At 65.9% G+C, this 24,607-nt stretch carries 19 protein-coding genes; 12 read left to right on the forward strand and 7 right to left on the reverse strand.

The genetic code is table 11. The features are described from left to right. Nucleotides 1–74: 74 nt before the first annotated feature. From YQ44_RS01640 to hutC, 7 genes are all read right to left on the reverse strand, one after another. The gene (locus tag YQ44_RS01640) at nt 75–1,799 is read right to left on the reverse strand and encodes an ArnT family glycosyltransferase (protein ID WP_071321889.1); all 1,725 of its coding nucleotides are present in this window, start codon (nt 1,797–1,799) and stop codon (nt 75–77) included. 178 nt (nt 1,800–1,977) lie between these two features. After that, nucleotides 1,978–2,247: a type B 50S ribosomal protein L31 gene (locus YQ44_RS28000; protein ID WP_010401544.1), complete on the reverse strand. Its 270-nt coding sequence runs from the start codon at nt 2,245–2,247 to the stop codon at nt 1,978–1,980. A 282-nt stretch (nt 2,248–2,529) separates the two neighbouring features. Continuing rightward, a complete protein-coding gene (rho, locus tag YQ44_RS01650; RefSeq protein ID WP_010401543.1) occupies nt 2,530–3,792 on the reverse strand; it encodes a transcription termination factor Rho in 1,263 nt (420 codons plus the stop codon). A 155-nt stretch (nt 3,793–3,947) separates the two neighbouring features. Beyond that, entirely contained in the window at nt 3,948–4,274 is a 327-nt protein-coding gene (gene trxA, locus YQ44_RS01655) for a thioredoxin TrxA (protein ID WP_071321891.1), read from the reverse strand. Between the two features lie 291 nt (nt 4,275–4,565). Next, nucleotides 4,566–5,027 (reverse strand): response regulator, encoded by a 462-nt coding sequence (locus YQ44_RS01660; protein WP_071321892.1) that lies wholly within the window; start codon nt 5,025–5,027, stop codon nt 4,566–4,568. A 72-nt stretch (nt 5,028–5,099) separates the two neighbouring features. Beyond that, nucleotides 5,100–8,444: a PAS domain-containing hybrid sensor histidine kinase/response regulator gene (locus YQ44_RS01665; RefSeq protein WP_232251028.1), complete on the reverse strand. Its 3,345-nt coding sequence runs from the start codon at nt 8,442–8,444 to the stop codon at nt 5,100–5,102. A gap of 316 nt (nt 8,445–8,760) precedes the next feature. Next, nucleotides 8,761–9,480: a histidine utilization repressor gene (gene hutC, locus YQ44_RS01670; protein WP_071321893.1), complete on the reverse strand. Its 720-nt coding sequence runs from the start codon at nt 9,478–9,480 to the stop codon at nt 8,761–8,763. Between the two features lie 181 nt (nt 9,481–9,661). On the opposite strand from hutC, the gene ada reads away from it, so the two are divergent. From ada to YQ44_RS01730, 12 genes are all read left to right on the forward strand, one after another. Beyond that, a complete protein-coding gene (gene ada, locus YQ44_RS01675) occupies nt 9,662–10,717 on the forward strand; it encodes a bifunctional DNA-binding transcriptional regulator/O6-methylguanine-DNA methyltransferase Ada (RefSeq protein ID WP_071321894.1) in 1,056 nt (351 codons plus the stop codon). Next, nucleotides 10,714–11,403, forward strand: coding sequence for a 2OG-Fe(II) oxygenase (locus tag YQ44_RS01680; RefSeq protein WP_071321895.1), 690 nt, complete (start codon nt 10,714–10,716; stop codon nt 11,401–11,403). The genes ada and YQ44_RS01680 overlap by 4 nt, the downstream gene beginning before the upstream one ends. Nucleotides 11,404–11,477: 74 nt before the next feature. Next, nucleotides 11,478–13,136, forward strand: a complete 1,659-nt coding sequence (locus YQ44_RS01685) for a mechanosensitive ion channel family protein (protein ID WP_071321896.1) — start codon at nt 11,478–11,480, stop codon at nt 13,134–13,136. Between the two features lie 146 nt (nt 13,137–13,282). Continuing rightward, nucleotides 13,283–13,909 carry a GNAT family N-acetyltransferase gene (locus tag YQ44_RS01690; RefSeq protein WP_071321897.1) on the forward strand — a complete coding sequence of 209 codons (627 nt, stop codon included), beginning with the start codon at nt 13,283–13,285 and terminating at the stop codon, nt 13,907–13,909. A 66-nt stretch (nt 13,910–13,975) separates the two neighbouring features. Beyond that, nucleotides 13,976–15,649, forward strand: a complete 1,674-nt coding sequence (locus tag YQ44_RS01695) for an amidohydrolase (RefSeq protein ID WP_071321898.1) — start codon at nt 13,976–13,978, stop codon at nt 15,647–15,649. Between the two features lie 106 nt (nt 15,650–15,755). Further along, a complete protein-coding gene (hutU, locus tag YQ44_RS01700) occupies nt 15,756–17,459 on the forward strand; it encodes a urocanate hydratase (RefSeq protein WP_071321899.1) in 1,704 nt (567 codons plus the stop codon). Between the two features lie 19 nt (nt 17,460–17,478). Continuing rightward, entirely contained in the window at nt 17,479–19,038 is a 1,560-nt protein-coding gene (gene hutH, locus YQ44_RS01705; protein ID WP_071321900.1) for a histidine ammonia-lyase, read from the forward strand. Nucleotides 19,039–19,094: 56 nt separating this feature from the next. Continuing rightward, nucleotides 19,095–19,883, forward strand: a complete 789-nt coding sequence (gene hutG / locus YQ44_RS01710) for an N-formylglutamate deformylase (protein WP_071321901.1) — start codon at nt 19,095–19,097, stop codon at nt 19,881–19,883. Beyond that, entirely contained in the window at nt 19,868–21,256 is a 1,389-nt protein-coding gene (locus YQ44_RS01715) for a formimidoylglutamate deiminase (RefSeq protein ID WP_071321902.1), read from the forward strand. The genes hutG and YQ44_RS01715 overlap by 16 nt, the downstream gene beginning before the upstream one ends. Then, nucleotides 21,256–21,831 (forward strand): HutD/Ves family protein, encoded by a 576-nt coding sequence (locus YQ44_RS01720; RefSeq protein WP_071321903.1) that lies wholly within the window; start codon nt 21,256–21,258, stop codon nt 21,829–21,831. Before YQ44_RS01715 ends, YQ44_RS01720 begins: the two co-directional genes overlap by 1 nt. Before the next feature lie 14 nt (nt 21,832–21,845). Beyond that, the gene (gene hutI, locus YQ44_RS01725; RefSeq protein WP_071321904.1) at nt 21,846–23,072 is read left to right on the forward strand and encodes an imidazolonepropionase; all 1,227 of its coding nucleotides are present in this window, start codon (nt 21,846–21,848) and stop codon (nt 23,070–23,072) included. A 44-nt stretch (nt 23,073–23,116) separates the two neighbouring features. Further along, the gene (locus tag YQ44_RS01730) at nt 23,117–24,598 is read left to right on the forward strand and encodes a glycine betaine ABC transporter substrate-binding protein (RefSeq protein WP_071326192.1); all 1,482 of its coding nucleotides are present in this window, start codon (nt 23,117–23,119) and stop codon (nt 24,596–24,598) included. Nucleotides 24,599–24,607: the final 9 nt, after the last annotated feature.

The raw sequence follows: 24,607 nt of genomic DNA on the forward strand, positions 1-24,607 counted from the left end.
CGTCATTTGCTTGCAGGGCATAAAAAAACCGGGCCAGGCCCGGTTTTTTTTCGTTGCGGCATGCCGCATCTGGCCTACTTGATGCGTTGATACAGACGGAAGCGCTCCACATTGTCGGTCGGGCGGCGTCCTTCCCACAGCTTGATCCAGTCGGCGCCGTGGTGTTCGGGCAGCCTTTCCTGGTTATCGGGCACTTTGATGCTGTCTTGCAACAGGAACAGGTCGCACTGCTGCTTTTCCACGCCGGCAAACGGCAAATGGCCGTAGTAGGCGAACGTGGCGCGTTGCGCTGCGCCGACATTGCTGTTGATGCAGGTGCTGCCTGGTGGCACGTTGACGGAAATCTGGTGCGCCACGCTGATGTAGCTCTTGCTGTAGTTCAGTTCGGGCAAGAACAGGGTCATGATGAGGACCCAGATCAGGATCAGGCCGCCGGACGACAGCACGACGGCGCGCCACAGCACGGCCGGTTGGCGCGAGATGCGCCAGTGCACGAGCGCCACCCAGCCTGCGCTGACGCAGGCGGCGACAAAGAAGGCCACCAGTTCCAGTTCGGGCTTGAATCCAGGCAGCAGTTTCAGTGCGTTGTAGGCCAGGCGCGGCGGCCAGCCCGTCAGGGTGGCGAACCAGAACAGCCACAGCACGAAGGCGCAGATGGTCAGCACCATCACGGAGAACCAGTCGATGGCGTTGATGGCGCCCCGCTTCATGGTCAGCAGGCCGAACGCGGCCATCACGGCCAGCGGCGGTAGCAGGGGCAGCAGCTGGCTCGGGTCCGGATCGGGATGACACAGGCCGAGGATGGCCAGCATGGCGACAAAGGTCAGCGGCACGACGATGTGCAGCACGTGGTGCTGGCGGCGCCAGGCATACACGGCCCAGGCGGCGAATGGCCAGGCGGGCCAGAAGAACCAGATGCCGACGCGCAAGAAATATTGCACGCTTTTCAGGCTCGGGGCGCTGAACTGGCGGCAATTCCACTCCATCCACGCTTGCAGCGGCGACTGGCCATAGGGCTGCAGCAGTTCGCCCGGCAGCAGCCACACCAGCGTCAGCGCCACGGCAACGAGCACGGCCAGCGCCAGATGGCGCACGCTGCGCAGCAGCGGCAGGCGCAGGAACACGGTGCACAGCAGCATGGCGATGGTCAGCGCCGCCGGCGTGATCCAGCCGCGCGTCAGGGTCAGGCCACCCAGCGCCAGGCCCAGCAGGGCCGCATTGCGCACGGACGGGCCTTCCACGTAGCGCACGGCACGGTACAGCAGGTAAGCCATCAGGGAAACATACAGCGCCTCGGCCGTGATGTCGTGGCTGTGCTGCAGCAAGCCCAGGCAGCCCAGGTAGATGAGGACGGCCGCATCGGCCAGGGTACGGCCGAAATCGTCCGGCTCGGGCTGGCCGCCGAAGGCCAGGCGCAGCGGCTGGGCGTCGCCGCGGCGGCCCAGGTTGAAGGCGGTGTACCAGACGGACAGGGTGCTGACGACGAAGATGCCGATGGTGGACATGCGCGCGCCGAACACGTCGCCGTCGATCCAGCCAAACAGCTTGATGAAGATGGCGCCGAGCCAGAAGGCCAGCGGCCCTTCATCGGGCAGCGACAGGCCGGCGACGTTGGGCCACAGCCAGTCGTTCAGGCCGCCATGCGCCATGGTCCACATGATGCCGAAACTGGCGGCGTCATCGTTCTTCCACGGTTCGCGGCCGATCAGGCCGGGCAGGATGTAGAGCAGGCCAAGCGCAAACAAGGCCCATCGTGGCAGCGCGAGTGTGGCAGCGGCGGGAAGGCGGACTGGCTTCATCGATGGTGGTATCAGTAAAAATGGTAAGACGCGAGAAATGGCGTCGGGTCAGCGGCAGTGGCAGTATAAAGTAAAGCGGGAAGGAAAGCCGGTAAAGCGGCCAAAGGCAAAAAAGGCAGCCGAGGCTGCCTTTTCTCTGGTAGCCGAAGCTGCCTTTTTTGCCGCTGAGCGGCAAAAATTAGCCTGCTGCGACTGCGGTTTTCGAACCAACGGTACCGAACTTCTGACGGAACTTCTCGACGCGACCAGCGGTATCGACGATTTTGTGCTTGCCCGTGAAGAATGGGTGCGATTCAGCCGAAACCTCGATCTTCACCAGTGGGTATTCTTTACCGTCGTGGGTGATTTTTTCGCGGGTTTGGATGGTCGAGCGGGTAACGAATTTGAAATCGCACGACAGATCGTGGAAAACAACTTCGCGGTATTCTGGATGGGTATCGACTTTCATGGGATTCTCTCTAAGTAGGTAGCCAAACAGCACTTCGTCGGTCGTCTTGCTTCTTGACCCGATTGCCGATCACTTGCCAGGGTTTAAAATAATGCAACCGTCGATTATATAGCGCTTTCGGACGGCAGGCAATAAAAAAGCCGCTCAATGAGCGGCTTGCACTACGATCCGGCACCGGGGAGCGGGAAACCGTAGCGAGCAGGCCCGATATACGGCCGAGTAGCGCAGCTGTACGAAGGTACAGCGAGCAACACAGGCCGTAGAGCGGGACGCGCAGTAGGTTTACCCCCCCCGGCGCATCATGTCGAAGAATTCGGCGTTGTTCTTCGTCGCCTTCATCTTGTCCAGAATGAACTCCATCGCCTCGATCTCGTCCATCGAGTACAGCAACTTGCGCAGAATCCAGATTTTTTGCAGCTCGTTCGGCTTGATCAGCAGTTCTTCGCGACGGGTACCCGATTTGTTCAGGTTGATTGCCGGATAGACACGTTTTTCAGCCAGGCGGCGTTCCAGATGCACTTCCATGTTGCCGGTACCCTTGAATTCTTCAAAGATCACGTCATCCATGCGCGAACCCGTTTCGATCAGCGCCGTGGCGATGATGGTCAGCGAGCCGCCTTCTTCGATATTGCGCGCGGCGCCGAAGAAGCGTTTTGGACGTTGCAGCGCGTTGGCGTCGACACCGCCGGTCAGCACCTTGCCCGAGGCAGGGATGACGGTATTGTAGGCGCGGGCCAGGCGGGTGATCGAATCGAGCAGGATCACCACGTCTTTTTTCATTTCGACCAGGCGCTTGGCTTTTTCCAGCACCATTTCAGCCACTTGCACGTGGCGCGTGGCCGGTTCGTCGAAGGTCGAGGCGACGACTTCGCCGCGTACCGAACGTTGCATTTCGGTCACTTCTTCCGGACGTTCGTCGATCAGCAGCACGATCAGCGTGATATCGGGGTGGTTGGCCGTGATCGCATGCGCGATGTGCTGCAGGATCACGGACTTGCCGGATTTCGGCGACGCCACCAGCAAGCCGCGCTGGCCTTTGCCGATCGGGGCGATCAGGTCGATGATGCGGCCGGTGATGTTTTCCTGGCCATTCATTTCACGTTCCAGGCGCAGCGGCTCGTTCGGGTGCAGCGGCGTCAGGTTTTCAAACAGGATGCGGTGTTTCGAGGCTTCCGGCGATTCGCCGTTGACCTTGTCTACTTTGACCAGTGCGAAATAGCGTTCGCCATCTTTCGGGGTCCGTACCTCGCCCTCGATCGAATCGCCGGTGTGCAGGTTGAAGCGGCGGATTTGCGAAGGGGAGATGTAAATGTCGTCGGTGGACGCCATGTAGCTGGCGTCAGGCGAGCGCAGGAAGCCGAAGCCGTCAGGCAGCACTTCCAGGGCGCCATCGCCAAAAATCTGTTCGCCGGACTTGGCGCGTTTTTTCAGGATAGCGAACATCAGCTCCTGTTTGCGCAAGCGGGCTGCGTTGTCAATGTCAAGACCGATCGCCATCTCAAGCAGGGCGGATACGTGTAGGGCCTTTAGTTCGGATAAATGCATATGTGTTGAGTGTCCCGAGACGGGATGTAAAGGTAGGGGAGGGGACTGCGTGGCTTGATTAATTATTGGGGAAGGTTTTGCACGAATGGTACGAAAGCCGCTTCCCGGACGATCCAATCAGGCGGCGCTGCGGGCGCAGCGCTGCCTATCATACATTAAATGTTGCTGTCGACGAAAGCGGTCAACTGGCCTTTGGCCATGGCGCCGACTTTTTGCGCCGCTGCCACGCCATCCTTGAACAGGATCAGGGTCGGGATGCCACGGATGCCGAACTTGGCAGGCACTGCCTGGTTGGCGTCAACGTCCATCTTGGCGATCAGGATGCGGCCCGCGTATTCCTTGGCGACTTCTTCCAGGATCGGAGCGATGGCCTTGCAGGGACCGCACCACTCTGCCCAGAAGTCCACCAGGACTGGCAATTCGGATTTCAGGACGTCTGCTTCAAAAGATGCATCGCTAATGTGTTTGATATTTTCGCTCATATTTTCCTCAAATGAGGGTGGGATCAATAATGCCTGGAATTAACCATACGCTGGTTCGCCATCCATGCTTCCTGGAATGCAACTAGAAGATGGGGACAATGGGCACGAATTCAATGTTCTTGGAAGGTGCGACCAGAGGTATGCAGGCGGGGATGGCTGAAATAATAACCCATTTTTTCAAAGCGTGGCGATTATTGCAGAAAAACTTGAGGCAGATCGTCCCCGAATGCCGTGGCCGGTCCGCAAAGCCGCATGCCTGCTGGCTTGCGGCATGCAGGCCGGCAGGCAGGACTAGGCTTGCATGCCGGCCAGGCGGGCCGTTTTCTGCAGTTGCAAGTTCACCATCAGCTGCAATTCCGCGCTTTCCATCGGTTTGCGGAAGGTGCCTAATATATGCAGGCCATTCGCCACGGCCAGGCGCTCCGCCGCCAGGCGCACGGCCGAATGCAGGCCAGACAGCAGGACGACGCCGCCGCGGAAGCCGTTGTCGGCCGCCATGCGCAGAAATTCGATGCCGTCGATGTCGGGCATGGACAGGTCGCAGATCAGCAAGTCCGGCTGGTGCTGCTGCAGGGTGGTCAGGGCCAGCTCGCTGTGCGATTCGCAGCGGATATCGAACTCGCCCAGCTGCTCGAGCATGTCGCTGAGCACGTCGAGCATGAAGACGTCGTCGTCGAGCAGCAGCACGCGCAGCGGCGCCGCCTCGCTTGCCTGAGCCTGGGCCTCGATGTGTTGTTTGGATGCGTTGTTCATGTGCTGTCTTTCTGTGTGTAGGCTGCATCGTGGTCGATGCCGGTACCCGGCTGCAATGGACGTTGGCGGTGGCTAGTCGTCATTGGCAAAGCTGGTGTTGTTCATGATTTGTTCGGTAATCTGTTCCAGCAGGGGCCACAGGCGCGTGACGATGCGCCGCGCCCGTTCGGCTTCCTCGGCCGGTTCGCCCGGCGGCAGGGTTTCCAGGCTGTGGCACAGCTCGGCCAGGCCCAGCGCGCCCACCGTGCGGGCCGAGGATTTGATGCGGTGCCCCAGTTCGCGCACCTGGTGCACGTCGCCGCGCGCCAGGGCGGCGTCGATGTCGCCAAAGCCATCCTGCGTCGTTTGCAGGAACTTGAAGGCAAACTTGCGCACTTTTTCCGGGTTGTAACCCAGCAACTTGGCCAGGATGGACAGGTCGATCACTTGCGGATCGCCGGCCAGCGTGGTCTTGAAGGCGGGCGCGGCGCGGCTGCGGGCGGGCGGGGGCGGGGTCTCGCGCGCCGGCAGCCAGCTGGCGATGGTCTGGTACATCATGGCCGGCTGGATGGGCTTGGAAATGAAATCGTCCATGCCGGCGTCCAGGCAGCGCACGCGGTCTTCGCTGGTGGCCGTGGCCGTCATGGCCAGCACGCGCAGGTGCGCCAGCTGCGGATCGGCGCGGATGTGGCGCGTCGCCTGCAAGCCGTCCATCAGCGGCATCTGCACGTCCATCAGCACGCAGTCGAACTGCGTCTGGCGCAGCAGGTCGAGCGCCTCCTCGCCATTGTTGGCCAGGCAGACGGAGGCGCCCGCTTCTTCCAGCAGTTCCAGCGCCACTTGCTGGTTGAAGGTGTTGTCTTCCACCAGCAGGATGCGCGCATGCTTGAGTGTGCGCATCACCAGGGCCGCATCGGCGCTGGCGCGCATGGCGGCCGCCGTCTGCACCATGCTGTCGAGCATGGCCGGCGCCGCCTGGTCGGAAATGCCCAGGTTGGCCGTGAACCAGAAGGTGCTGCCGGCGCCGGGACGGCTGTCGACGCCGACATCGCCGCCCATCAGCTGGGCCAGCTGCTTGCAGATGGCCAGGCCCAGGCCCGTGCCGCCATACTCGCGCGTGGTGGACGTGTCGGCCTGCTGGAATGACTGGAACAGCTTGCTCATTTCATCCTGCGACAGGCCGATGCCGTGGTCGCATACTTCAAAGCGCACCAGGCAGTGCTTGGCGTCGCCGATGACCTTGTGGACCTTGACCGTGATGCTGCCCTGTTCGCTGAACTTGATGGCATTGTTCGCGTAGTTGATCAGTACTTGCCCCAGGCGCAAGGGGTCGCCCACCAGCACGGCCGGCAGTTGCGGGTCGATTTCAAACACCAGTTCCAGGTTCTTGCCGGCCGCGCGCGGCGCCACCACCGTCATCAGCGTCTGCACCACGTGGTCAAAGCTGAAGTTGACGCGTTCGATTTCCAGCTTGCCCGCCTCGATCTTCGAAATGTCGAGGATGTCGTCGATGATGCCCAGCAAGTGTTCTCCGGCAAAGCGGATCTTTTCCAGGTAATCGCGCTGGCGCGGTTCCAGTTCCGTCTTCAGCGCCAGGTAGGCCATGCCGATCACGCCATTCATCGGCGTGCGGATTTCATGGCTCATGTTGGCCAGGAACTGTCCTTTCGCCAGGCTCGCCTCTTCCGCCACCTGCTTGGCCTGGTCGAGCTGCTCCGTGCGCTGCGCCACCCGTTCTTCCAGATGTTCATTGAGCTCGCGCAAGGCGCTCTCGCTGCGCTTGTGATACGTGATGTCCGTCAGGCTGGCCACCACCATGCTGACCTTGCCGTATTCGTCGCGGATCGCTTCCGTGTTCACGGACAGCCATGACAGGCTGCCGTCCGTTTGCTGCACGCCCATCAGCACGTCGCGCATGGCTTCGCCCGTCGACAGCGTGATGTGCACGGGGTGGCTGCGCTGGTCGAAGGCCGAACCATCTTCGCGGATGGCTTGCCACAGGCTGTTGCCGGCCGGACTGGCCGCCAGCATGCGCGCGGCGGCCGCATTGCTTTCCAGTATGTGGCCACGGCTGTCCTGCACCACCAGGCCATTCGTCACGGCGCCGAAGACGGACGCCATGCGCTGGCTGGAATTCGACAGGGCGATCGAGGCCTGGCGCCGTTCCGTGATGTCGGTGATCATGGCCAGGGTGCCGCCCGGCTCGCCATTGTCGGACTGGATGCTGGTGCTCGACAGCAAGCCCCACAGGCTGGACAGGTCCTTGCGGAAGAAGCGGAAGTCGACCTGGTCCGGCTGGCTGGCCAGGCTGCCGTGGCTGGCCAGGCGGCGCTGCATCAGCAATTGGCTGTCGCGGTCCATGAAGTCGAGCATGGGGCGGCCCAGCATTTCCTGCACCGTGTAACCGAGCATATGCGCCATCTTCGGGTTGACGAAGGTGGTCTTGCCATCCCCGTCCGTCATCCAGATGCCTTCGGCCGCCGTCTGCACGATCAGGCGATAGCGCTCCGAACTGGCGTGCAGCGCTTCCTCGGCGCGTTGCCGCTGCGTCATGTCGCGCAGCGAGACGATGGAAAACACCTGGCCGGCCATGCGCAGCGGCGACAGGCTGACCTTGGCCGGGAAATGCGTGCCGTCGCGGCGGCGCGCCATCATCACCCTGCCTGGCAGGCTGTGCCGTGCTTGCGGGTCGCTGGCCGAGTGGCTGGCCGTGCTTTCCGGTACCAGCTGCTCCAGCGACATGCCGATCAGTTCGGCCAGCGGGTAGCCGAAGCAGCGCGCGCCGATCTGGTTGGCGTAGTGCACCTTGCCGTCGATATCGGCCACCAGCATCGCTTCGGGTGCCGCTTCGAGCATGCAGCGCATGCGCGATTCCTCGTCCGCCTTGCGCTCGCTGATGTCGCAGACGATGCCGCTGGCCTGGGTGGCGGCGCCATCGGAGGCGCGCGTCAGGACGGCGCCGCGCGCCAGCAGCCAGCGCCAGTGGCCATCGCTGTGGCGCAGGCGAAATTCGCAGCTGAAGCTGCCAGGCGCCTGACCGTCTATATGCTGGTGAAATATCTGGCTCAGGCGTGCGCGGTCATCGCGGTGCACTTCGGCCAGCCAATCGGCCAGCGTGTGCGCGAGCCTGGCGTTCTTGTCGCCGAGCAAATCCTGGTACTGGGGAGCGAACAGCAGCTGGTCGGACTGGCGCCGCCACGTCCAGCCGGTCATGGCCGCGCCGCGCAAGGCTTGCGTGGCATGCGGCCCGGCCATGCGGTCGGGCGGCAGCCGCAGGTGATGCACCTGTTGCCGCCAGCGCCAGGCTTGCCAGCAAGCCAGTCCCGCCAGGGCCGTGGCGCTGGCCGCGGCAAACGGCCACAGCAGCACAGGCGCGGCGACGGACGCGGCCGCCTGCGCCAAGGCGGGCAGGGTCAGGGGGATGCCCGCAGCCAGCATCGTACGAGCGAGCCTGCGCAGCGCAAGGCGCCGACGGCGTGGTACGCTGAAACTCGTGTGGCTGCAAGACGACAAATGCATCCCTTTCTGGGGCGTGATTGGACAGGGCTGGCACGACAGGACGCGCACGCAAATACGCGCCTGTGGCGCTTTCTGGCGGCAACTATAGCATCGAATATTTACTCGGAGTATTTAAGTTCTGAAACGGCAAAAACGGGGATTTTTTTGCCCCGAAATGGCCGATTTATTAGCGATTTGGTGAGAATTCGTGAGAAAGTTTGCGTGAAATCATGCTACTGAATCACAAGGCGTGGCTTCAGGCGAAGCTGCCGGCGAACTGATAGCGGTGGCCCGGATGCCACATGGTGGCGATCGAGGCGATCTTGCCGCCCGAGCGCGTCTGGCGGCGCAGCACCAGGCACGCCTGTTTCGTGTCGATGGCCAGCATTTCGGCGATGTCGCGCGGCGCCGACAGCGCCTCGATGCTGTAGGTGGCGCCCTGCAGGGGTGCGGCCGCCATCAGGTATTCGTTCGGCGTGATGCTGGCAAAGTCCTGCGTCATGTAGTCGGGCGCGCAGTCGGGATTGACCCAGCGGTCTTCCACCTGGATCGGCACGCCGTTTTCAAAGTGCACGATCAGCGAATGAAACAGCGGGTGTTCCGGCACCATGCCGAATTGCTTGGCCAGCAAGTCCGACGCCTTGGTGCGTTCCAGCAACTGCAAGCTGCTGCGGTGGATATGCCCGCGCGCGCGCACTTCATCGGCGATGCTCTTGATTTCCAACAAGGTCGCCTGGTATTTTTGCTGCGCCACATAAGTGCCCGATCCCTGGCGCCGCGTCAGCACCTGCTCGCTGGTCAGTTCGCGCACGGCGCGGTTGACGGTCATGCGCGAAACGCCGAATTGCTTCACCAGCGCTTGCTCGGAAGGAATGACGTCACCTTCCTTCCAGCGCCCGGCGGCGATGCCGGCCAGCAGAAAATCCTTGATGCGCTGGAAAATGGGCGTATTTTCTTGTGTAATGTGATCGTCCAATGCGGTTTCTCCGAAGCGCGGGCTGGGCGCGCCTCCGGGCGGAGGCGCGATGAACGATTTTAGCACCGAGCAAGGCAGGCGCCGCCAGCCTTTTTTTGAATTCAAAAGCAAGCGCCGGAGTGTGGCGTCCGGCGGCGCTGGCTATGCTGGCTACTTACTATCTATTTGCAGGGAGTCCGCCATGGAACACGCTTATCTGACCGACGACGAACGCTGGGACGGCGTGCAGCGGCGCGCGCCTGACGCCGACGGCGTCTTTTATTATTCGGTGCGCACGACGGGCGTGTATTGCCGGCCCTCTTGCGCGGCGCGTCCCGCCTTGCGCCGCAACGTGGCTTTCCACGCCAGCTGTGCCGCGGCGGAAGCGGCCGGCTTTCGCCCCTGCCTGCGCTGCAAGCCCGACCAGCCGCCGCTGGCCCAGCGCCAGGCGGCCGTCGTGGCCGACATCTGCCGCCTGATCGACGCCAGCGACGACTTGCCCGACCTGGACAGCCTTGCCAGGGCCGCCGGCATGAGCCGCTTTCATTTTCACCGCGTCTTCAAGGCGCACACGGGCATCACGCCGAAAGCGTATGCGGCGGCGCGGCGCGGCGAGCGGCTCAAGGCCGGCTTGCAGGGCGCCGCGAACGTCACGGACACTTTATATGCGGCCGGCTTCAATTCCAGCGGGCGCTTCTATGCCGCCACGCCGGGCTTGCTGGGCATGACGCCGGGCGCCTTCCGCGACGGCGGCAGCGGCGCCGTGATCCGCTTTGCCATCGGCGCCTGCTCGCTGGGGGCCATCCTCGTGGCCAGCACGGACAAGGGCATTTGCGCCATCCTCATCGACGACGACCCGGAAGTGCTGCTGCGCGACTTGCAGGACCGCTTTCCCCGCGCCGAGCTGCGCGGTGCCGAGCCCGAGTACGAGCAGACGGTGGCGCGCGTCGTCGGCCTGGTCGAGGCGCCGGGCCTGGGCCTGGACTTGCCGCTCGACGTGCGCGGCACCGTCTTCCAGCAGCGCGTGTGGCAAGCCTTGCGCGAGATTCCCGCCGGCAGCACCGTCAGCTATGCCGAACTGGCCCGCCGCATCGGCGCGCCGAACGGGGCGCGCGCCGTGGCGGGCGCCTGCGCCGCGAATGCGCTGGCCATCGCCATCCCCTGCCATCGCGTGGTGCGCAACGATGGCGCCCTGTCCGGTTACCGCTGGGGCGTGGAGCGCAAGCAGGCGCTGCTGGAACGCGAGGGCGAACGGTGAAGGCGCTCGATTGGCAGCGCATCGAGGACGAGCTGAATCAATATGGCTGCGCCGTCGTGCCTGGCTTGCTGAGCGGGGAGGATTGCGCCGCGCTGGCGGCGCTATATGACGACGCGTCGCGCTTTCGCAGCCGCGTGGTGATGCAGCGCCATGGGTTTGGGCAGGGCGAGTACCAGTATTTCGCCTATCCGCTGCCGGATGCGGTGGCCGCCCTGCGCATGGGCTTGTATCCGCGCCTGGCGGCGATTGCCAACCGCTGGCAGGCCAGCCTGGGCCTGGAGGCGCGCTTTCCATTGGCGCATGCGGATTTCCTCGCGCGCTGCCATGCGGCGGGGCAGGCGCGGCCCACGCCCTTGCTGCTGCGCTATCGCGAAGGCGATTACAACTGCCTGCACCAGGACCTGTATGGCGAACACGTATTTCCGCTGCAGCTGGCCGTGCTGCTGTCGCGCCCGCACGAGGATTTCACGGGCGGCGAGTTCGTGCTGACGGAGCAGCGCCCGCGCATGCAGTCGCGCGCCGAGGTGGTGCCGCTGGCGCAGGGCGACGCCGTGCTCTTTCCCGTGGCGCAGCGCCCCGTGAGCGGCACGCGCGGCAATTACCGCGTCATCATGCGGCACGGCGTGTCGCGCCTGCGTTCGGGCTCGCGCCATACCCTGGGCATCATTTTCCACGATGCGGGCTGACGCGGATGCGTGGCGCTTGAGTTTCCGGGATTACATGGCATGATGGCTGTTCCCTGTCACTTACCGACCCTGCCATGTCCGCGTTTTTCCGCCTGCTGTGCCTATTGACGATCTTCCTCTTGCCTGCGGCCCATGCGCAGGAGGCTGCGCCATCCCTCGTCGCGGAGGCCGCCTCTGTCATGGCGCCAGCGCCTGCCGTGGCGGTCAGGACGGCGCCGCTGATGTTTGCCAACCGCAAGGTATTCGTCTTCCGCGCCGCGCTGGCCGGCTATCCGCCGGAAGAGCGGGCCACGGGCGCGCAGCGCCGCCTCGACGGCGTGCTGGCGAAGAACGGCCCCTTGAAGACGAGCACGCGCATGATTCCCGAAGGCACGCAGGTGCTGCTCGACGGCGTGCAGCTGTTTGTCGTCGTGCCCGGCGACGTCAACCAGCTGGCCGGCGACACGACGGAAAGCGTGGCGAAAACGGCGGCCGAGGAGTTGAGCAAGGCCGTGCTCGATTACCAGGAGCAGAACAGCTGGCGCTACCTGGCCATCGCCGCCGCCGTGTGCGCGGCCGCCACCCTCGTATTCTGGCTGGTGTGGATGGGCCTGACGCGCCTGTACCGCTGGGCCAAGCGCCGCAGCGGCATCCTGCTGGCCTCGCGCCTGCGCGACGTGCGCCTGAAAAACGTGCGCGTGCTCGATGCCGAGCATTACATCGCCTTTGCCTACCAGCTGCTCAGCGCCGTGCTGTGGGGCTTGCGCCTGATGGCCACGTACCTGTGGGCCGCCTTCGTGCTGGGCCGCCTGCCCTACACGCGCTCGTGGGGCGAAAGCCTGAGCGGCTACCTGTTCGACGTGGCGGCCGACGTCTTCCATGCCATCATCGGCGCCCTGCCGGGGCTGGTGCTGGTGTGCGTGATCTTCGCCATCGCGCGCCTGATCGCCGCCACGGCCGCTTCGCTGTTCAAGCGCGTGGAAAGCGGGGAACTGCAGATCGGCTGGCTCGACAAGGACACGGCCCTGCCCACGCGCCGCATCGCCAGCGTGGTGATCTGGCTGTTCGCGCTGGCCATGGCCTACCCCTACCTGCCCGGTTCGCACACGGCCGCCTTCCAGGGCCTGTCCGTGCTGGTGGGCCTGATGGTCTCGATCGGCGCGTCGAGCATCGTCGGGCAGGGGGCCAGCGGCCTGATCCTGATGTACACGCGGGCCTTGCGCAAGGGCGAATATGTGCGCGTGGGCGACAGCGAAGGCACGGTGGTCGACGTCGGCATGTTCGAGACGCGCTTGCGCACGGGCCTGGGCGAGGAAGTGGCCTTGCCGAACGCGTGGGTGATGTCGCAGACGACGAAGAACTATTCGCGCGCCCAGCCCGGCGGCGGCTTCGTGCTCGACTCCACCGTCACCATCGGCTACGCCACGCCATGGCGCCAGGTGCACGCCATGCTGGAGCTGGCCGCCTCGCGCACGACAGAGCTGTCCGCCACGCCGAAACCGTATGTGATGCAGCTGGCCCTGCAAGATTATTATGTGCAATATCGCCTGGTGGCCTACGCCAGCGCGGAAGTCCCGCGCCAGCGGGCCGAAGTGCTGAACCAGCTGCACCAGAACATCATCGACGTCTTCAACGAATTCGACGTGCAGATCACCTCGCCGCACTACATCGATGACCCGAAAGAGTCGCATGTGGTGCCGCCGGAGCAGTGGTTCAGGGCGCCGGCGCAAAAGCCGCAGGACGGGGCGAAGTAAGGTCACGCGACGCGGTGCCTGATCATGGGGCAGTCCACCTGACAGCCTCGGCGCAGGCCCGTGGCGTCTTGCACGTATTGGCCGGTCGCAAGGGATCGGTGCTTGCGTTAAGATGCCGGGCGTTACAACGAAGAGAAAGCGTATTCATGTCCGAGCCATCCCGCACCGAAGTTTCCAATACCGCCCGCAGCCTGGCCGCCGCCCTGATCGGCGACCCGTTTTACCGCGCCGTCACGGTGGCGTGCGGCGAGGACGAGGCGGCGCGGCGGAACATGCTGGCGGCCTACTTCGCGCTGGCGCTGCTTGAAGGCGAACAGGCGGGCCGGGTCGACCTGGCTGATGCGGCGGGCCATGGCGCCGCCATCTGGACGACGGATGCGCCGGCGGCCGTGCGCCAGGCCGCGTATGCGCAGCGCGAGCAAGGCTTGCGCGCGCTGCTGGGAGAGCAGGGCTTCGCCCATTTCACGGCCATCGTGGCAAACATGGAACACGCGCTGGCGCCGCATGGCTTGCACGATGCGTGGTATTTGTCGATCGCCGGCATTCATCCGGACGCGCAAGGCCGCGGGCTGGGCGCCTGCGTGCTGGCGCCTGGCCTGGCGGCCGTCGATGCGGCGGGCGCCGCCTGTTTCCTGGAGACCTACAACGAACGCAGCCTGCCATTCTATGGCCGCCTCGGTTTCGACGTGGCGGCACGCCATGCGGAAGCCGTCACGGGGCGCGATTACTGGCTGATGCTGCGGCCCGCTGCAGGAAACCCGCACGCTGCCTGATTGACCATTTTGCCAATTTCTATACACTCGTCTTTTTGTGAATGACTCAAAGACCTGGAGATGGACATGCCGAACCCGCACTTGCGCCGCACCCTGACCGTACTCGCCTGCCTGGGCGCCCTGGGCCAGGCCCACGCCGACACGGTGATCGACAATGCCAACGGCTACACGCTCGACGCAAACGGCAAGGTGATCCGTTTCACGGCGCTGGCGTTTGACGACGCGGGCAAGCTGCTTGCCGTCGGCAGCGCGGCCGATGTGAAACGCAAGGCGGCCAAGGGCGCCACGCATGTCGACGTGCAGGGCAAGACGGTGCTGCCGGGCCTGATCGACGCGCACGGCCACGTCTTCGGCCTGGGCACGATCGCCAGCGGCGTGATGCTGTACGGTTCCCCGTCGCTGCCGGCCGCCGTGCAGGCCGTGGGCGACTTCGCGCGCGCGCATCCGGAGCGCGGCTGGGTCGTCGGCAATGGCTGGAACCAGGAAATCTGGAAGCTGGGGCGCTTTCCCACGGCAGCGGAACTCGATGCGGCGGAAAGCGCGCGCCCCGTGTGGCTGCGCCGGGTCGACGGCCACGCGGGCTGGGCCAACAGCCGCGCGCTGGCGCTGGCCGGCATCACGCGCGATACGCCCGACCCGGCCGGCGGCAAGATCGAGCGCGACGCGGACGGCCATGCCACGGGTGTGCTGGTCGATAACGCCATGGACTTGATGGATGCCGTGCTGCCCAGGCCAGGCGACGTGGAAAACCGCGCCGCCCTCGATGGCGCGCTGGCGCAGCTGTCGCAGGTGGGCCTGACCAGCGTGCACGACGCGGGCATCGGCCGGATGCAGGACCGGCTGTTCCGCGACTATGCGGATCAGGGCAAGCTGACGGTGCGCGTGTACGGCATGATTGCCGACACGACGGACGACTTCGACGCGCTGGCGAAAAACGGTCCGCTGAACAGCTACGCGCGCGATATGTACGCCTTGCGCGCCGTCAAGCTGCTGTCCGACGGCGCCCTGGGCAGCCGCGGCGCGGCCCTGCTGGCGCCGTACAGCGACGATCCGTCTACCCGTGGCCTGCTGTTCTACCCGGACGCCGTCATGCGCGCGAAGATGGAAAAAGCCATGCGCGCCGGCTACCAGGTGAATGTGCACGCCATCGGCGACGCGGGCAACCATCAAATCCTCGATGGCTACCAGGCCCTGATCGGACAATACCGCAGCGCGGGCCTGCGCCACCGCATGGAGCATGCGCAGGTGGTGCAATTGAGCGATATCCCCCGCTTCAAGAGCCTGGGCATCGTGCCGTCGATGCAGCCGACGCATGCCACCTCGGACCAGAACATGGCGGAGCAGCGCGTGGGCCACGAGCGCATCAAGGGCGCGTATGCGTGGCGCACCTTCCTCCAGCAGGGTTCGCGCATCGCCTGCGGCTCGGACTTCCCCATCGAGTCGCCGAACCCGTTCGAGGGCATCCACGCGGCCGTCACGCGGCAGAACAGCGAAGGCTTTCCGGCCGGCGGCTGGTATCCGCAGCAGGCGATGACGGTGACGCAGGCGCTGCGCTGCTTCACGCTCGACGCGGCCTGGGCGGCGCACCAGGAGAAAGTCATCGGCACGCTGGAACGGGGCAAATGGGCCGACTTCATCGTCGTCGACCAGGACCTGTTCAAGGTGGCGCCTGGCGCCATCGGCAAGACGCAGGTGCTGCAGACGTGGGTGGCGGGCAGGCGCGTATTCGAGAAAAAATAGGCGGTTTACGCTTGCAAAAATCTGTTGACTTGGTTGTATAGACAACCTATGCTGGGAGCACCAGAGCGGGTCACGCATGCCCGCTCGCCCCCTACGAGGAGACAGCATGAACAGCACAATGGACACCGATCCACGCTTTGATGCCAGCCGCACCGTCCGCGCCCCGCGCGGCACGGTGATGGCTTGCAAGAGTTGGCAGGCCGAGGCGGCCTACCGCATGTTGCAAAACAACCTGGACCCGGAAGTGGCGGAAAACCCGCAGCACCTGGTCGTTTACGGCGGCATCGGCCGCGCGGCCCGCAACTGGGCCTGCTTCGACCAGATCCTCGCCTCGCTGCGCGAGCTGGAGGATGACCAGACCCTGCTGATCCAGTCCGGCAAGCCGGTGGGCGTGTTCCAGACCCACGCGGACGCGCCGCGCGTGCTGATCGCGAACTCCAACCTGGTGCCGAAATGGGCCAACTGGGAGCACTTCAACGAACTCGATCGGCAAGGCCTGTTCATGTATGGCCAGATGACGGCCGGCAGCTGGATCTACATCGGCACGCAGGGCATCGTGCAAGGCACGTATGAAACCTTCGCCGAGGCGGGCCGCCAGCATTTCGGTGGCGACTGGGCCGGGCGCTGGATCCTGACGGCGGGCCTGGGCGGCATGGGCGGCGCGCAGCCGCTGGCCGCCACCATGGCGGGCGCCGTCTCGCTCAATATCGAATGCCAGCAAAGCAGCATCGACTTCCGCCTGCGCACGCGCTACCTGGACAAGCAGGCGGCCAGCCTGGATGAGGCCCTGGAACTGGTCAAGTACCACACCGAACGCAAGGAAGCCATTTCCATCGGCTTGCTGGGCAACGCGGCCGAAGTGCTGCCGGAGCTGGTGCGCCGCGCGAAGGAGGGTGGGCTGGTGCCCGACCTGGTGACGGACCAGACGTCCGCGCACGACCTGGTCAACGGCTACCTGCCGCGCGGCTGGAGCGTGTCGGACTGGAAGGCGGCGCAGCAGGACCCGCAGCGCCATGCGCGCCTGACGGTGGCCGCCGCCGATTCCTGCGCCGCCCATGTGCAGGCCATGCTCGATTTCCACGCCATGGGCGTGCACACTGTCGATTACGGCAACAACATCCGCCAGGTGGCGTTCGACCAGGGCGTGCAGAACGCCTTCGACTTCCCCGGCTTCGTGCCCGCGTACATCCGCCCGCAGTTCTGCGAGGGACGGGGGCCGTTCCGCTGGGTGGCCTTGTCGGGCGATCCGGAAGACATCTATAAAACGGATGCGAAGATCAAGGAGCTGTTCCCGCACCACAAGCAGGTGCACCACTGGCTGGACATGGCGCGCGAGCGCATCGCCTTCCAGGGCCTTCCGGCGCGTATCTGCTGGCTGGGACTGGGCGAGCGACACATCGCGGGCCTGGCCTTCAACGAGATGGTGCGCACGGGCGAGCTGAAGGCGCCCATCGTCATCGGCCGCGACCACCTGGACACGGGTTCCGTGGCCAGCCCGAACCGCGAGACGGAAAGCATGAAGGACGGCACGGATGCCGTCTCCGACTGGCCGCTGCTCAACGCCATGCTCAATACGGCCGGCGGCGCCACCTGGGTTTCGCTGCACCATGGCGGCGGCGTGGGAATGGGGTATTCTCAGCATGCGGGCATGGTCATCGTGGCCGATGGCAGCGAAGCGGCGGCGAAACGCCTGGCGCGCGTGCTGGTCAACGACAGCGGCTCGGGCGTGATGCGCCACGCCGATGCCGGCTATGAAACGGCGGCCGCCTGCGCCAAGCGCAACGGCCTGATTCTTCCCATGATTCCCTGAGACCTTGATCCGAATGACTATGACACAGCATGCCAAAAGTTGGACCCTGAAACCGGGCGCGATGACCCTGGCCGACCTGCGCGGCGTATGGGCCGCGCCCGCCAAACTGATCCTCGCCGCCGAGGCCTATCCCGTCATCGAGGCGTCGGCCGCGGCCGTGCAGGCCATCGTCGCCAAGGGCGATGCGGCCTACGGCATCAACACGGGCTTCGGCCTGCTCGCCAAGACGCGCATTCCCGATGAAAAGCTCGAGCAATTGCAGCGCAACCTGATCCTGTCGCACTCGGTCGGCACGGGCGAACTGCTGTCGGACGCCGTCGTGCGCCTGATCATGCTGATGAAGATCGGCAGCCTGGCGCGCGGCTTTTCCGGCGTGCGCCCGCTGATCGTCGACACCCTGATCGCCCTGTACAACGCGGGCATCATGCCGGCCATTCCCGCCAAGGGCTCCGTCGGCGCCTCGGGCGACCTGGCGCCGCTGTCGCACATGACGCTGGCCATGCTGGGCGTGGGCGACGTGCGCGTCAACGGCGAACTGATGCCGGCGCCGGACGCGCTGGCGCAGGCGGGCATCGCGCCCGTGGTGCTGGCGGCGAAAGAGGGCCTGGCGCTGATCAACGGCACCCAGGTGTCGAATGCGCTGGCGCTGCATGGCCTGTTCATGGCCGAGCGCCTGCTGGAAGCGGCGATGGTCACGGGCGCGCTGTCGCTCGACGCGGCCAAGGGCAGCGATGCGCCGTTCGACGCGCGCGTGCACGCCGTGCGCGGCCAGCCAGGCCAGATCCTGGCGGCGCAGATGTACCGCCAGCTGGTGGCGCACAGCGCGATTCGCGCCTCGCACCTGGAAGGCGACGAGCGCGTGCAGGACCCGTACAGCCTGCGCTGCCAGCCGCAAGTCATGGGCGCCTGCCTGGACCTGATCGGCAATGTCGGCCGCACCCTGCTGATCGAGGCCAATGCCGTCACCGACAACCCGCTGATCTTCCAGGATGGCCCCAACGGACAGGCGGAAATCGTCTCGGGCGGCAATTTCCATGCGGAGCCGGTGGCCTTTGCGGCCGACACGCTGGCGCTGGCGATCGCTGAAATCGGCGCGCTGGCCGAGCGCCGCATCGCGCTGCTGATCGATGCCACGCTGTCCGGCCTGCCGCCCTTCCTCGTGCGCGACCCGGGCGTCAATTCCGGCTTCATGATCGCCCACGTGACGGCCGCTGCGCTGGCGTCGGAAAACAAGTCGCTCGCGCATCCGGCCAGCGTCGACAGCCTGCCGACGTCGGCCAACCAGGAAGACCATGTGAGCATGGCCACGTTTGCCGGGCGCCGCCTGGACGACATGGCGCACAACACGGCCGTCATCGTCGGCATCGAGCTGCTGGCCGCAGCGCAGGGCATCGATTTCCACCGCCCGCTGAAAACCTCGCCGCACCTCGAGCACGTGCACCATCAGCTGCGCCAGAAAGTGCCGTTCTTCGATGCCGACCGCTTCTTTGCACCCGATATCGAAGCGGCCAAGCAGATGGTCTTGCGCGGTGAGCTGAGCACCACGTGCAAGAGCCTGTTCGCCCCGCTGTACGCCTAGACATGAACTGACGCCTGGCCGGCCCTCGGGCAAGCGCCGGGCGCAAGGAGACGACAATGGATTTCCGTTTCAACGAAGGCAGCATCCCGCTGCTGGTGTCGATGCCCCACGTGGGCACCGATATTCCCGACGATATCGCCGCGCGCATGACGCCGCAGGCGCTGATCAAGGCCGACACGGACTGGCACCTGCGCGAGCTGTATGGCTTTTTGCACGAGATGGATGCATCCGTGCTGTCGGCGCGCTGGTCGCGCTACACCATCGACTTGAACCGCCCGCAGGAAGACACCAACCTGTACCCGGGCCAGGACACGACGGGCTTGCTGCCCAACGATACCTTCCACCGCGAGCCGCTGTACCTGCCGGGCCGCGAACCCGATGCGCAGGACGTGCAGCAGCGCTTGCAGCGCTACTGGGCGCCGTACCACCGGCAGCTGCGCGCGGAGCTGGAGCGCCTGCTGCGCGTGCACGGCGCCGTGGTGCTGTGGGATGCCCATTCCATCGCCTCGCGCGTGCCGCGCTTTTTCGAGGGCAAGCTGCCCGACCTGAATTTCGGCACGGCCGACGGCGCCAGCTGCGATGGCGGCCTGACGTCCGCCGTAGTGGATATCGCGCGCGCGCAGGAACAATTCACCGTGGCGCTGAACGGGCGCTTCAAGGGCGGGCATATCACGCGCCATTACGGCCAGCCGGAAAGCCGCGTGCATGCGATCCAGCTGGAGATGTGCCAGTGCCTGTACATGGATGAAGCGGCGCCGTTCGGCTACCGGCCCGACCTGGCCGCGCAGGTGCAGCCGCTGCTGCGCCAGATGATGGAAGCGGCCGTGGCATGGGTGGCGCGTTGAGCGGCTGCCTGTTCGCGCGCCACGCGCTGCTGCCGCAGGGCTGGCGCCGCGACGTGCTGCTGGCATGGGATGCGGCCGGCGATTTGACGCACGTCACGGAAGACGCCGCGCGGCCGCCTGGCGCGCAAGTGGCGGAATACGTCTTGCCGGGCATGGTCAACCTGCATTCGCACGCCTTCCAGCGCGCGCTGGGCGGCATGACGGAAGTCGCCGGGGATGGCGCTGGCAAGGCACCGGACAGCTTCTGGACCTGGCGCGAGCTGATGTACCGCTTCGCGCGCCACATCACGCCGCAGCAGATGGAAACCATCGCCGCGCAGCTGTTCGCCGAATGCCTGCGCCATGGCTACACGGCCGTCTGCGAATTTCACTACCTGCAGCGCGATGCGGGCGGCGCCATGTATGCGCGTCCCGCGGAGACGGCCGAGCGCGTGCTGGCCGCGGCGCGCATCAGCGGCATCGGCATGAGCATGCTGCCGGTGCTGTACAGCCATGCGGGCTTCGGCGAACAAGCGTTGAAACCGGAGCAGGCGCGCTTCCGCACGGATGCGGACGATGTCCTGCGCATCATCGAAGCGCTGGCGCCGCTGCGTGGCGGGCAGGTGGAAGTGGGCTTTGCGCCGCATTCGCTGCGCGCGGCCAGCGTGGAACAGATCCGCGAAGTGGCGGCGGCGCTGCCTGCGGGCCGTCCCATCCACATCCACATCGCCGAGCAGCAGGGCGAAGTGCGCCAGAGCCTCGACTTCAGCGGCCGGCGCCCGGTGCAGTACCTGTACGAGCAGGTCGACGTCGATGCGCGCTGGTGCCTGGTGCACGCCACGCATGTGCAGCCCGACGAGGTGGCGCAGATGGCCGCCAGCGGCGCCGTGGCGGGCCTGTGCCCGACGACGGAGGCGAACCTGGGCGATGGCCTGTTCCCGCTGGCCGAATTCATCGCCGCCGGCGGGGCATTTGGCGTCGGCAGCGACAGCCACGTGTCGCAGTCGCCGGTGGAGGAATTGCGCTGGCTCGAATATGGCCAGCGTCTGCAGCGCCAGCAGCGCAATGTCGCCGCCACGCCGGATGAACGCCATGTGGGCGACTACCTGTGGCAGGCGGCCTTGCGCGGCGGCGCGCAGGCGGCCGGGCGCAAGCTGGGCGCGCTGGCGCCGGGCTGCCGCGCCGACCTGCTGGTGCTCGACGAGGCGCACGTCAACCTGGGCGGCGTGGCCATCGACGATGTGCTGGGCAGTTTTCTCTTCTGCGGCAACGACAGCCTGGTACGCGACGTGCTGTGCGGCGGCCGCTGGCAGGTGCGCGGCGGGCGCCACGTGGCGCAGGACGCCATCGCCACCGCCTACAAGCGCACGCTGGCGCAACTGAGGGCGCTCTGATGGCCACCTTCATCCCGCACGAATGCCTGCGCGCCGCGCCGTGGAAAAATGGCGGCGGCAGCACGACGGAAATCGCCATTTCGCCAGCGGGCGCCGGTTTCGACGATTTCGACTGGCGCATCAGCCTGGCGACGATCACGGCCAGCGGGCCGTTTTCCAGCTTTCCCGGCATCGACCGCAGCCTGATGCTGGTCGATGGCGACAGCGTGCAGCTGATGCTCGATGGCGCGCGCAAGGTGACCTTGAGCGCGGCGCAGCCCATGCTGTGGTTTCCCGGCGAGGCGGCCGTCGATGCGCAAGTCAAGGGGCCGACCACGGATTTCAATGTGATGACGCGGCGCGACCGCTGTCGCCACCAGCTGGAAAAAATCACGGCGCCGGTCAATCTGGCGCGGCGCAGCGCGGCCACCTTGCTGTTCGTCGCCGGCGAGGGACCCGTGCTGGCGCGCGCCAGCGACCAGCAGTTCGCGCTGGCCCGCTACGACGCGCTGCTGCTGGACGCCGACGATGCGCAGGACTGGCGGCTCGACGCCTTGCAGCGCACGGCCGTGTTCCGCGTCGACCTGTTCATCTAACGAGGAAAACACCGATGCAAGACTGGGATCTGGTCATCCACAACGTCCACCTGGCCACCATGGAGCACGGTTACGGCGAACTGCTCGACGCGGCCATCGCCGTCAAGGATGGCCGCATCGCCTGGTTCGGACCCGGCGACGAACTGCCGGCCAGCGGCGCGCCCCTGTTCGACGGCCAGGGCTGCTGGCTGACGCCGGGCCTGATCGACTGCCATACGCACATCGTCCACGCGGGCAACCGCAGCGACGAATTCGAGGCGCGCCTGAACGGCGCCAGCTATGAAGACATCAGCCGCGCCGGCGGCGGCATCATGTCCACCGTGCGCGCCACGCGCGCGGCCAGCGACGAGGAGTTGCTGCGGCAAAGCCTGCCCCGCGTGCTGGCGCTGCTGGCCGAGGGCGTGACCACGCTGGAGATCAAGTCCGGCTATGGCCTGGCTGCGGACAGCGAGGCGAAGATGCTGCGCGTGGCGCGCCGGATCGGGCAGACTCTGCCAGTCACCGTGCGCACCACGTTTCTTGGCGCGCACGCGCTGCCGCCCGAGTATGCGGGCCAGGCCGATGCGTATATCGACCTGCTGTGCAGGCAGATGCTGCCGGCGCTCGCCGGCGATGGCCTGGTCGACGCCGTCGACGCCTTTTGCGAGCGCATCGGCTTTACGCCGGCGCAAACCGAAACGGTGTTCGAGGCGGCGCGCGCCTTGAATCTGCCCGTCAAACTGCATGCGGAGCAGCTGTCCGACCTGGGCGGCGCGGCCCTGGTGGCGCGCTACGGCGGCCTGTCGGCCGACCACCTGGAATTTTTGTCGGACGAGGGCATCGCCGCCATGGCGCGGCACGGCACGGTGGCGGTGCTGCTGCCCGGTGCGTATTACTTTTTGCGCGAGACGCAGCCACCGCCCGTCGCGGGGCTGCGCGCGGCCGGCGTGCCGATGGCCGTGTCCACCGATTGCAACCCGGGCACCTCGCCCATGACGTCCCTGCTGCTGGCGATGAACATGGCCTGCACCCTGTGGCGCCTCACGCCGCAGGAAGCGCTGGCCGGCTGCACGATCCACGCGGCGCGCGCGCTGGGCCTGCAGCAGGAAACGGGCAGCCTGGTGGTCGGCAAGCGCGCCGATTTCGCACTGTGGCGCATCGCGCGCCCGGCCGACCTGGCGTATGCGCTGGGCCTGAACCCATGCGCCGGCGTGGTGCATGGCGGTGTCTGGCGCATGCCGGTGGTAAGCTTGGCGGATTGATCATTCGTCCGGAGCGCCGCGTGCGTTGCATCTACCTGCTGTTGATGTTTGTTTTCGGCGCCGCGGCGCCCGCGCACGCCATGGACGCCGGCACCCTGAAGGTGGGCTCGAAGCGCTTCACGGAATCGTACATCCTCGGCGAGATCGTCAGGCAGAGCGCCGCGCCGCACGTCGCGGTGCAGCACCGCCAGGGCCTGGGCAACACGGCCATCGTGCTGGCCGCGCTGCAGGCGGGCAGCATCGACGTGTATGCCGAATACATGGGCACCATCGCCAGCGAAATCCTCAAGCACGACAAACCGATCGACCTGGAACAGATGCGGCATGAACTGGCGCCGCTGGGCCTGGGCGTGGCCGTGCCGCTGGGATTCAATAATACCTATGCGCTGGCCGTGCGCGGCGATGAAAAATCCATCGCCAGTCTGGCGCAGCTGGCGCAGCAGCCTGGCCTCAAATTCGGCCTGTCGCATGAGTTCATCGGCCGCGTCGATGGCTGGCCGGGCCTGGCCGCGCGCTATGGCTTGCCGCAGCGCCCGCGCGGCCTCGATCACGGCATCGCCTATGAAGCGCTGGCGCAGCGCCAGGTGGACGTGATCGACATCTATTCGACGGATGCGAAGATACGCCAGTACGGCTTGCGCGTGCTGGCCGACACGCAGCACTATTTCCCCCGCTACGACGCCATGCTGCTGTACCGGCTCGACGTGCCGGCGCGCTTTCCCGCCGCCTGGCAGGCGCTGCAAGCGCTGCAGGGGCGCATCAGCGAGAGCGACATGATCGCCATGAACGCGCAAGTGGAAATCGACGGCAAGAGCTTTGCCGGCGTGGCGCGGCAATGGTTGGCGTCGGGCAAGGCGGCAGGCAAGCCGGCTGCCGCCAGCGCCGCGGGCGTGCGCAGCGGGCTGCTGGCGAAAATCATCGGCGACGACTTGTGGACCCTGACGCGCCAGCATGTGACCCTGGTCCTGCTGTCGGTGGCGCTGGCGTGCGTGATCGGCATTCCGCTGGGCGTGCTGGCGGCGTTTTCGGCGCCGCTGCGGCAAACGGTGCTGGCGCTCGTCGGCGTGCTGCAGACGGTGCCCTCGCTGGCGCTGCTGGCGATCTTGATCCCCGTGCTGGGCATGATCGGCACCGTGCCGGCGCTGGTGGCGCTATTCGTCTACGCGCTGCTGCCCATCGTGCGCAACACGTGCACGGGCATCCTGCAAGTGCCGCAAGGCTTGCGCATGGCGGCGCTGGCGCTGGGCTTGAGCAAGCGCGACCGCCTGCTGCACGTGGATTTGCCGCTGGCCTTGCCCGTCATGCTGGCAGGCATCAAAACGGCGGCCGTGATGAGCGTGGGCACGGCCACGATTGCCGCCTTCATCGGCGCGGGCGGCTACGGCGAACGCATCACCATCGGCCTGGCCCTGAATGACAACGACATGCTGCTGGCCGGTGCGATCCCCGCAGCCGTGCTTGCCCTGCTGACGCAGGGCTTGTTCGAGCTGGTGGAGCGCTGGGCCGTGGCTGGCCGGCAGCGCTGACGGCATCAC

It is taken from the genome of Janthinobacterium sp. 1_2014MBL_MicDiv, assembly GCF_001865675.1.
Lineage (GTDB): Bacteria > Pseudomonadota > Gammaproteobacteria > Burkholderiales > Burkholderiaceae_D > Janthinobacterium.

Bases quoted from the DNA above. Each gene is read 5' to 3' on its own strand.
- trxA (WP_071321891.1), bottom strand. From the start codon at position 4,274: ATGAGCGAAAATATCAAACACATTAGCGATGCATCTTTTGAAGCAGAC.
- YQ44_RS01660 (WP_071321892.1), bottom strand. From the start codon at position 5,027: ATGAACAACGCATCCAAACAACACATCGAGGCCCAGGCTCAGGCAAGC.
- YQ44_RS01730 (WP_071326192.1), top strand. From the start codon at position 23,117: ATGTTTGTTTTCGGCGCCGCGGCGCCCGCGCACGCCATGGACGCCGGC.
- YQ44_RS01695 (WP_071321898.1), top strand. From the start codon at position 13,976: ATGCCGAACCCGCACTTGCGCCGCACCCTGACCGTACTCGCCTGCCTG.
- YQ44_RS01715 (WP_071321902.1), top strand. From the start codon at position 19,868: ATGGGTGGCGCGTTGAGCGGCTGCCTGTTCGCGCGCCACGCGCTGCTG.
- ada (WP_071321894.1), top strand. From the start codon at position 9,662: ATGGAACACGCTTATCTGACCGACGACGAACGCTGGGACGGCGTGCAG.
- hutG (WP_071321901.1), top strand. From the start codon at position 19,095: ATGGATTTCCGTTTCAACGAAGGCAGCATCCCGCTGCTGGTGTCGATG.
- hutH (WP_071321900.1), top strand. From the start codon at position 17,479: ATGACACAGCATGCCAAAAGTTGGACCCTGAAACCGGGCGCGATGACC.
- YQ44_RS01665 (WP_232251028.1), bottom strand. From the start codon at position 8,444: ATGCTGGCTGCGGGCATCCCCCTGACCCTGCCCGCCTTGGCGCAGGCG.
- hutU (WP_071321899.1), top strand. From the start codon at position 15,756: ATGAACAGCACAATGGACACCGATCCACGCTTTGATGCCAGCCGCACC.
- YQ44_RS01685 (WP_071321896.1), top strand. From the start codon at position 11,478: ATGTCCGCGTTTTTCCGCCTGCTGTGCCTATTGACGATCTTCCTCTTG.
- hutI (WP_071321904.1), top strand. From the start codon at position 21,846: ATGCAAGACTGGGATCTGGTCATCCACAACGTCCACCTGGCCACCATG.
- YQ44_RS01720 (WP_071321903.1), top strand. From the start codon at position 21,256: ATGGCCACCTTCATCCCGCACGAATGCCTGCGCGCCGCGCCGTGGAAA.
- YQ44_RS28000 (WP_010401544.1), bottom strand. From the start codon at position 2,247: ATGAAAGTCGATACCCATCCAGAATACCGCGAAGTTGTTTTCCACGAT.
- rho (WP_010401543.1), bottom strand. From the start codon at position 3,792: ATGCATTTATCCGAACTAAAGGCCCTACACGTATCCGCCCTGCTTGAG.
- YQ44_RS01640 (WP_071321889.1), bottom strand. From the start codon at position 1,799: ATGAAGCCAGTCCGCCTTCCCGCCGCTGCCACACTCGCGCTGCCACGA.
- YQ44_RS01690 (WP_071321897.1), top strand. From the start codon at position 13,283: ATGTCCGAGCCATCCCGCACCGAAGTTTCCAATACCGCCCGCAGCCTG.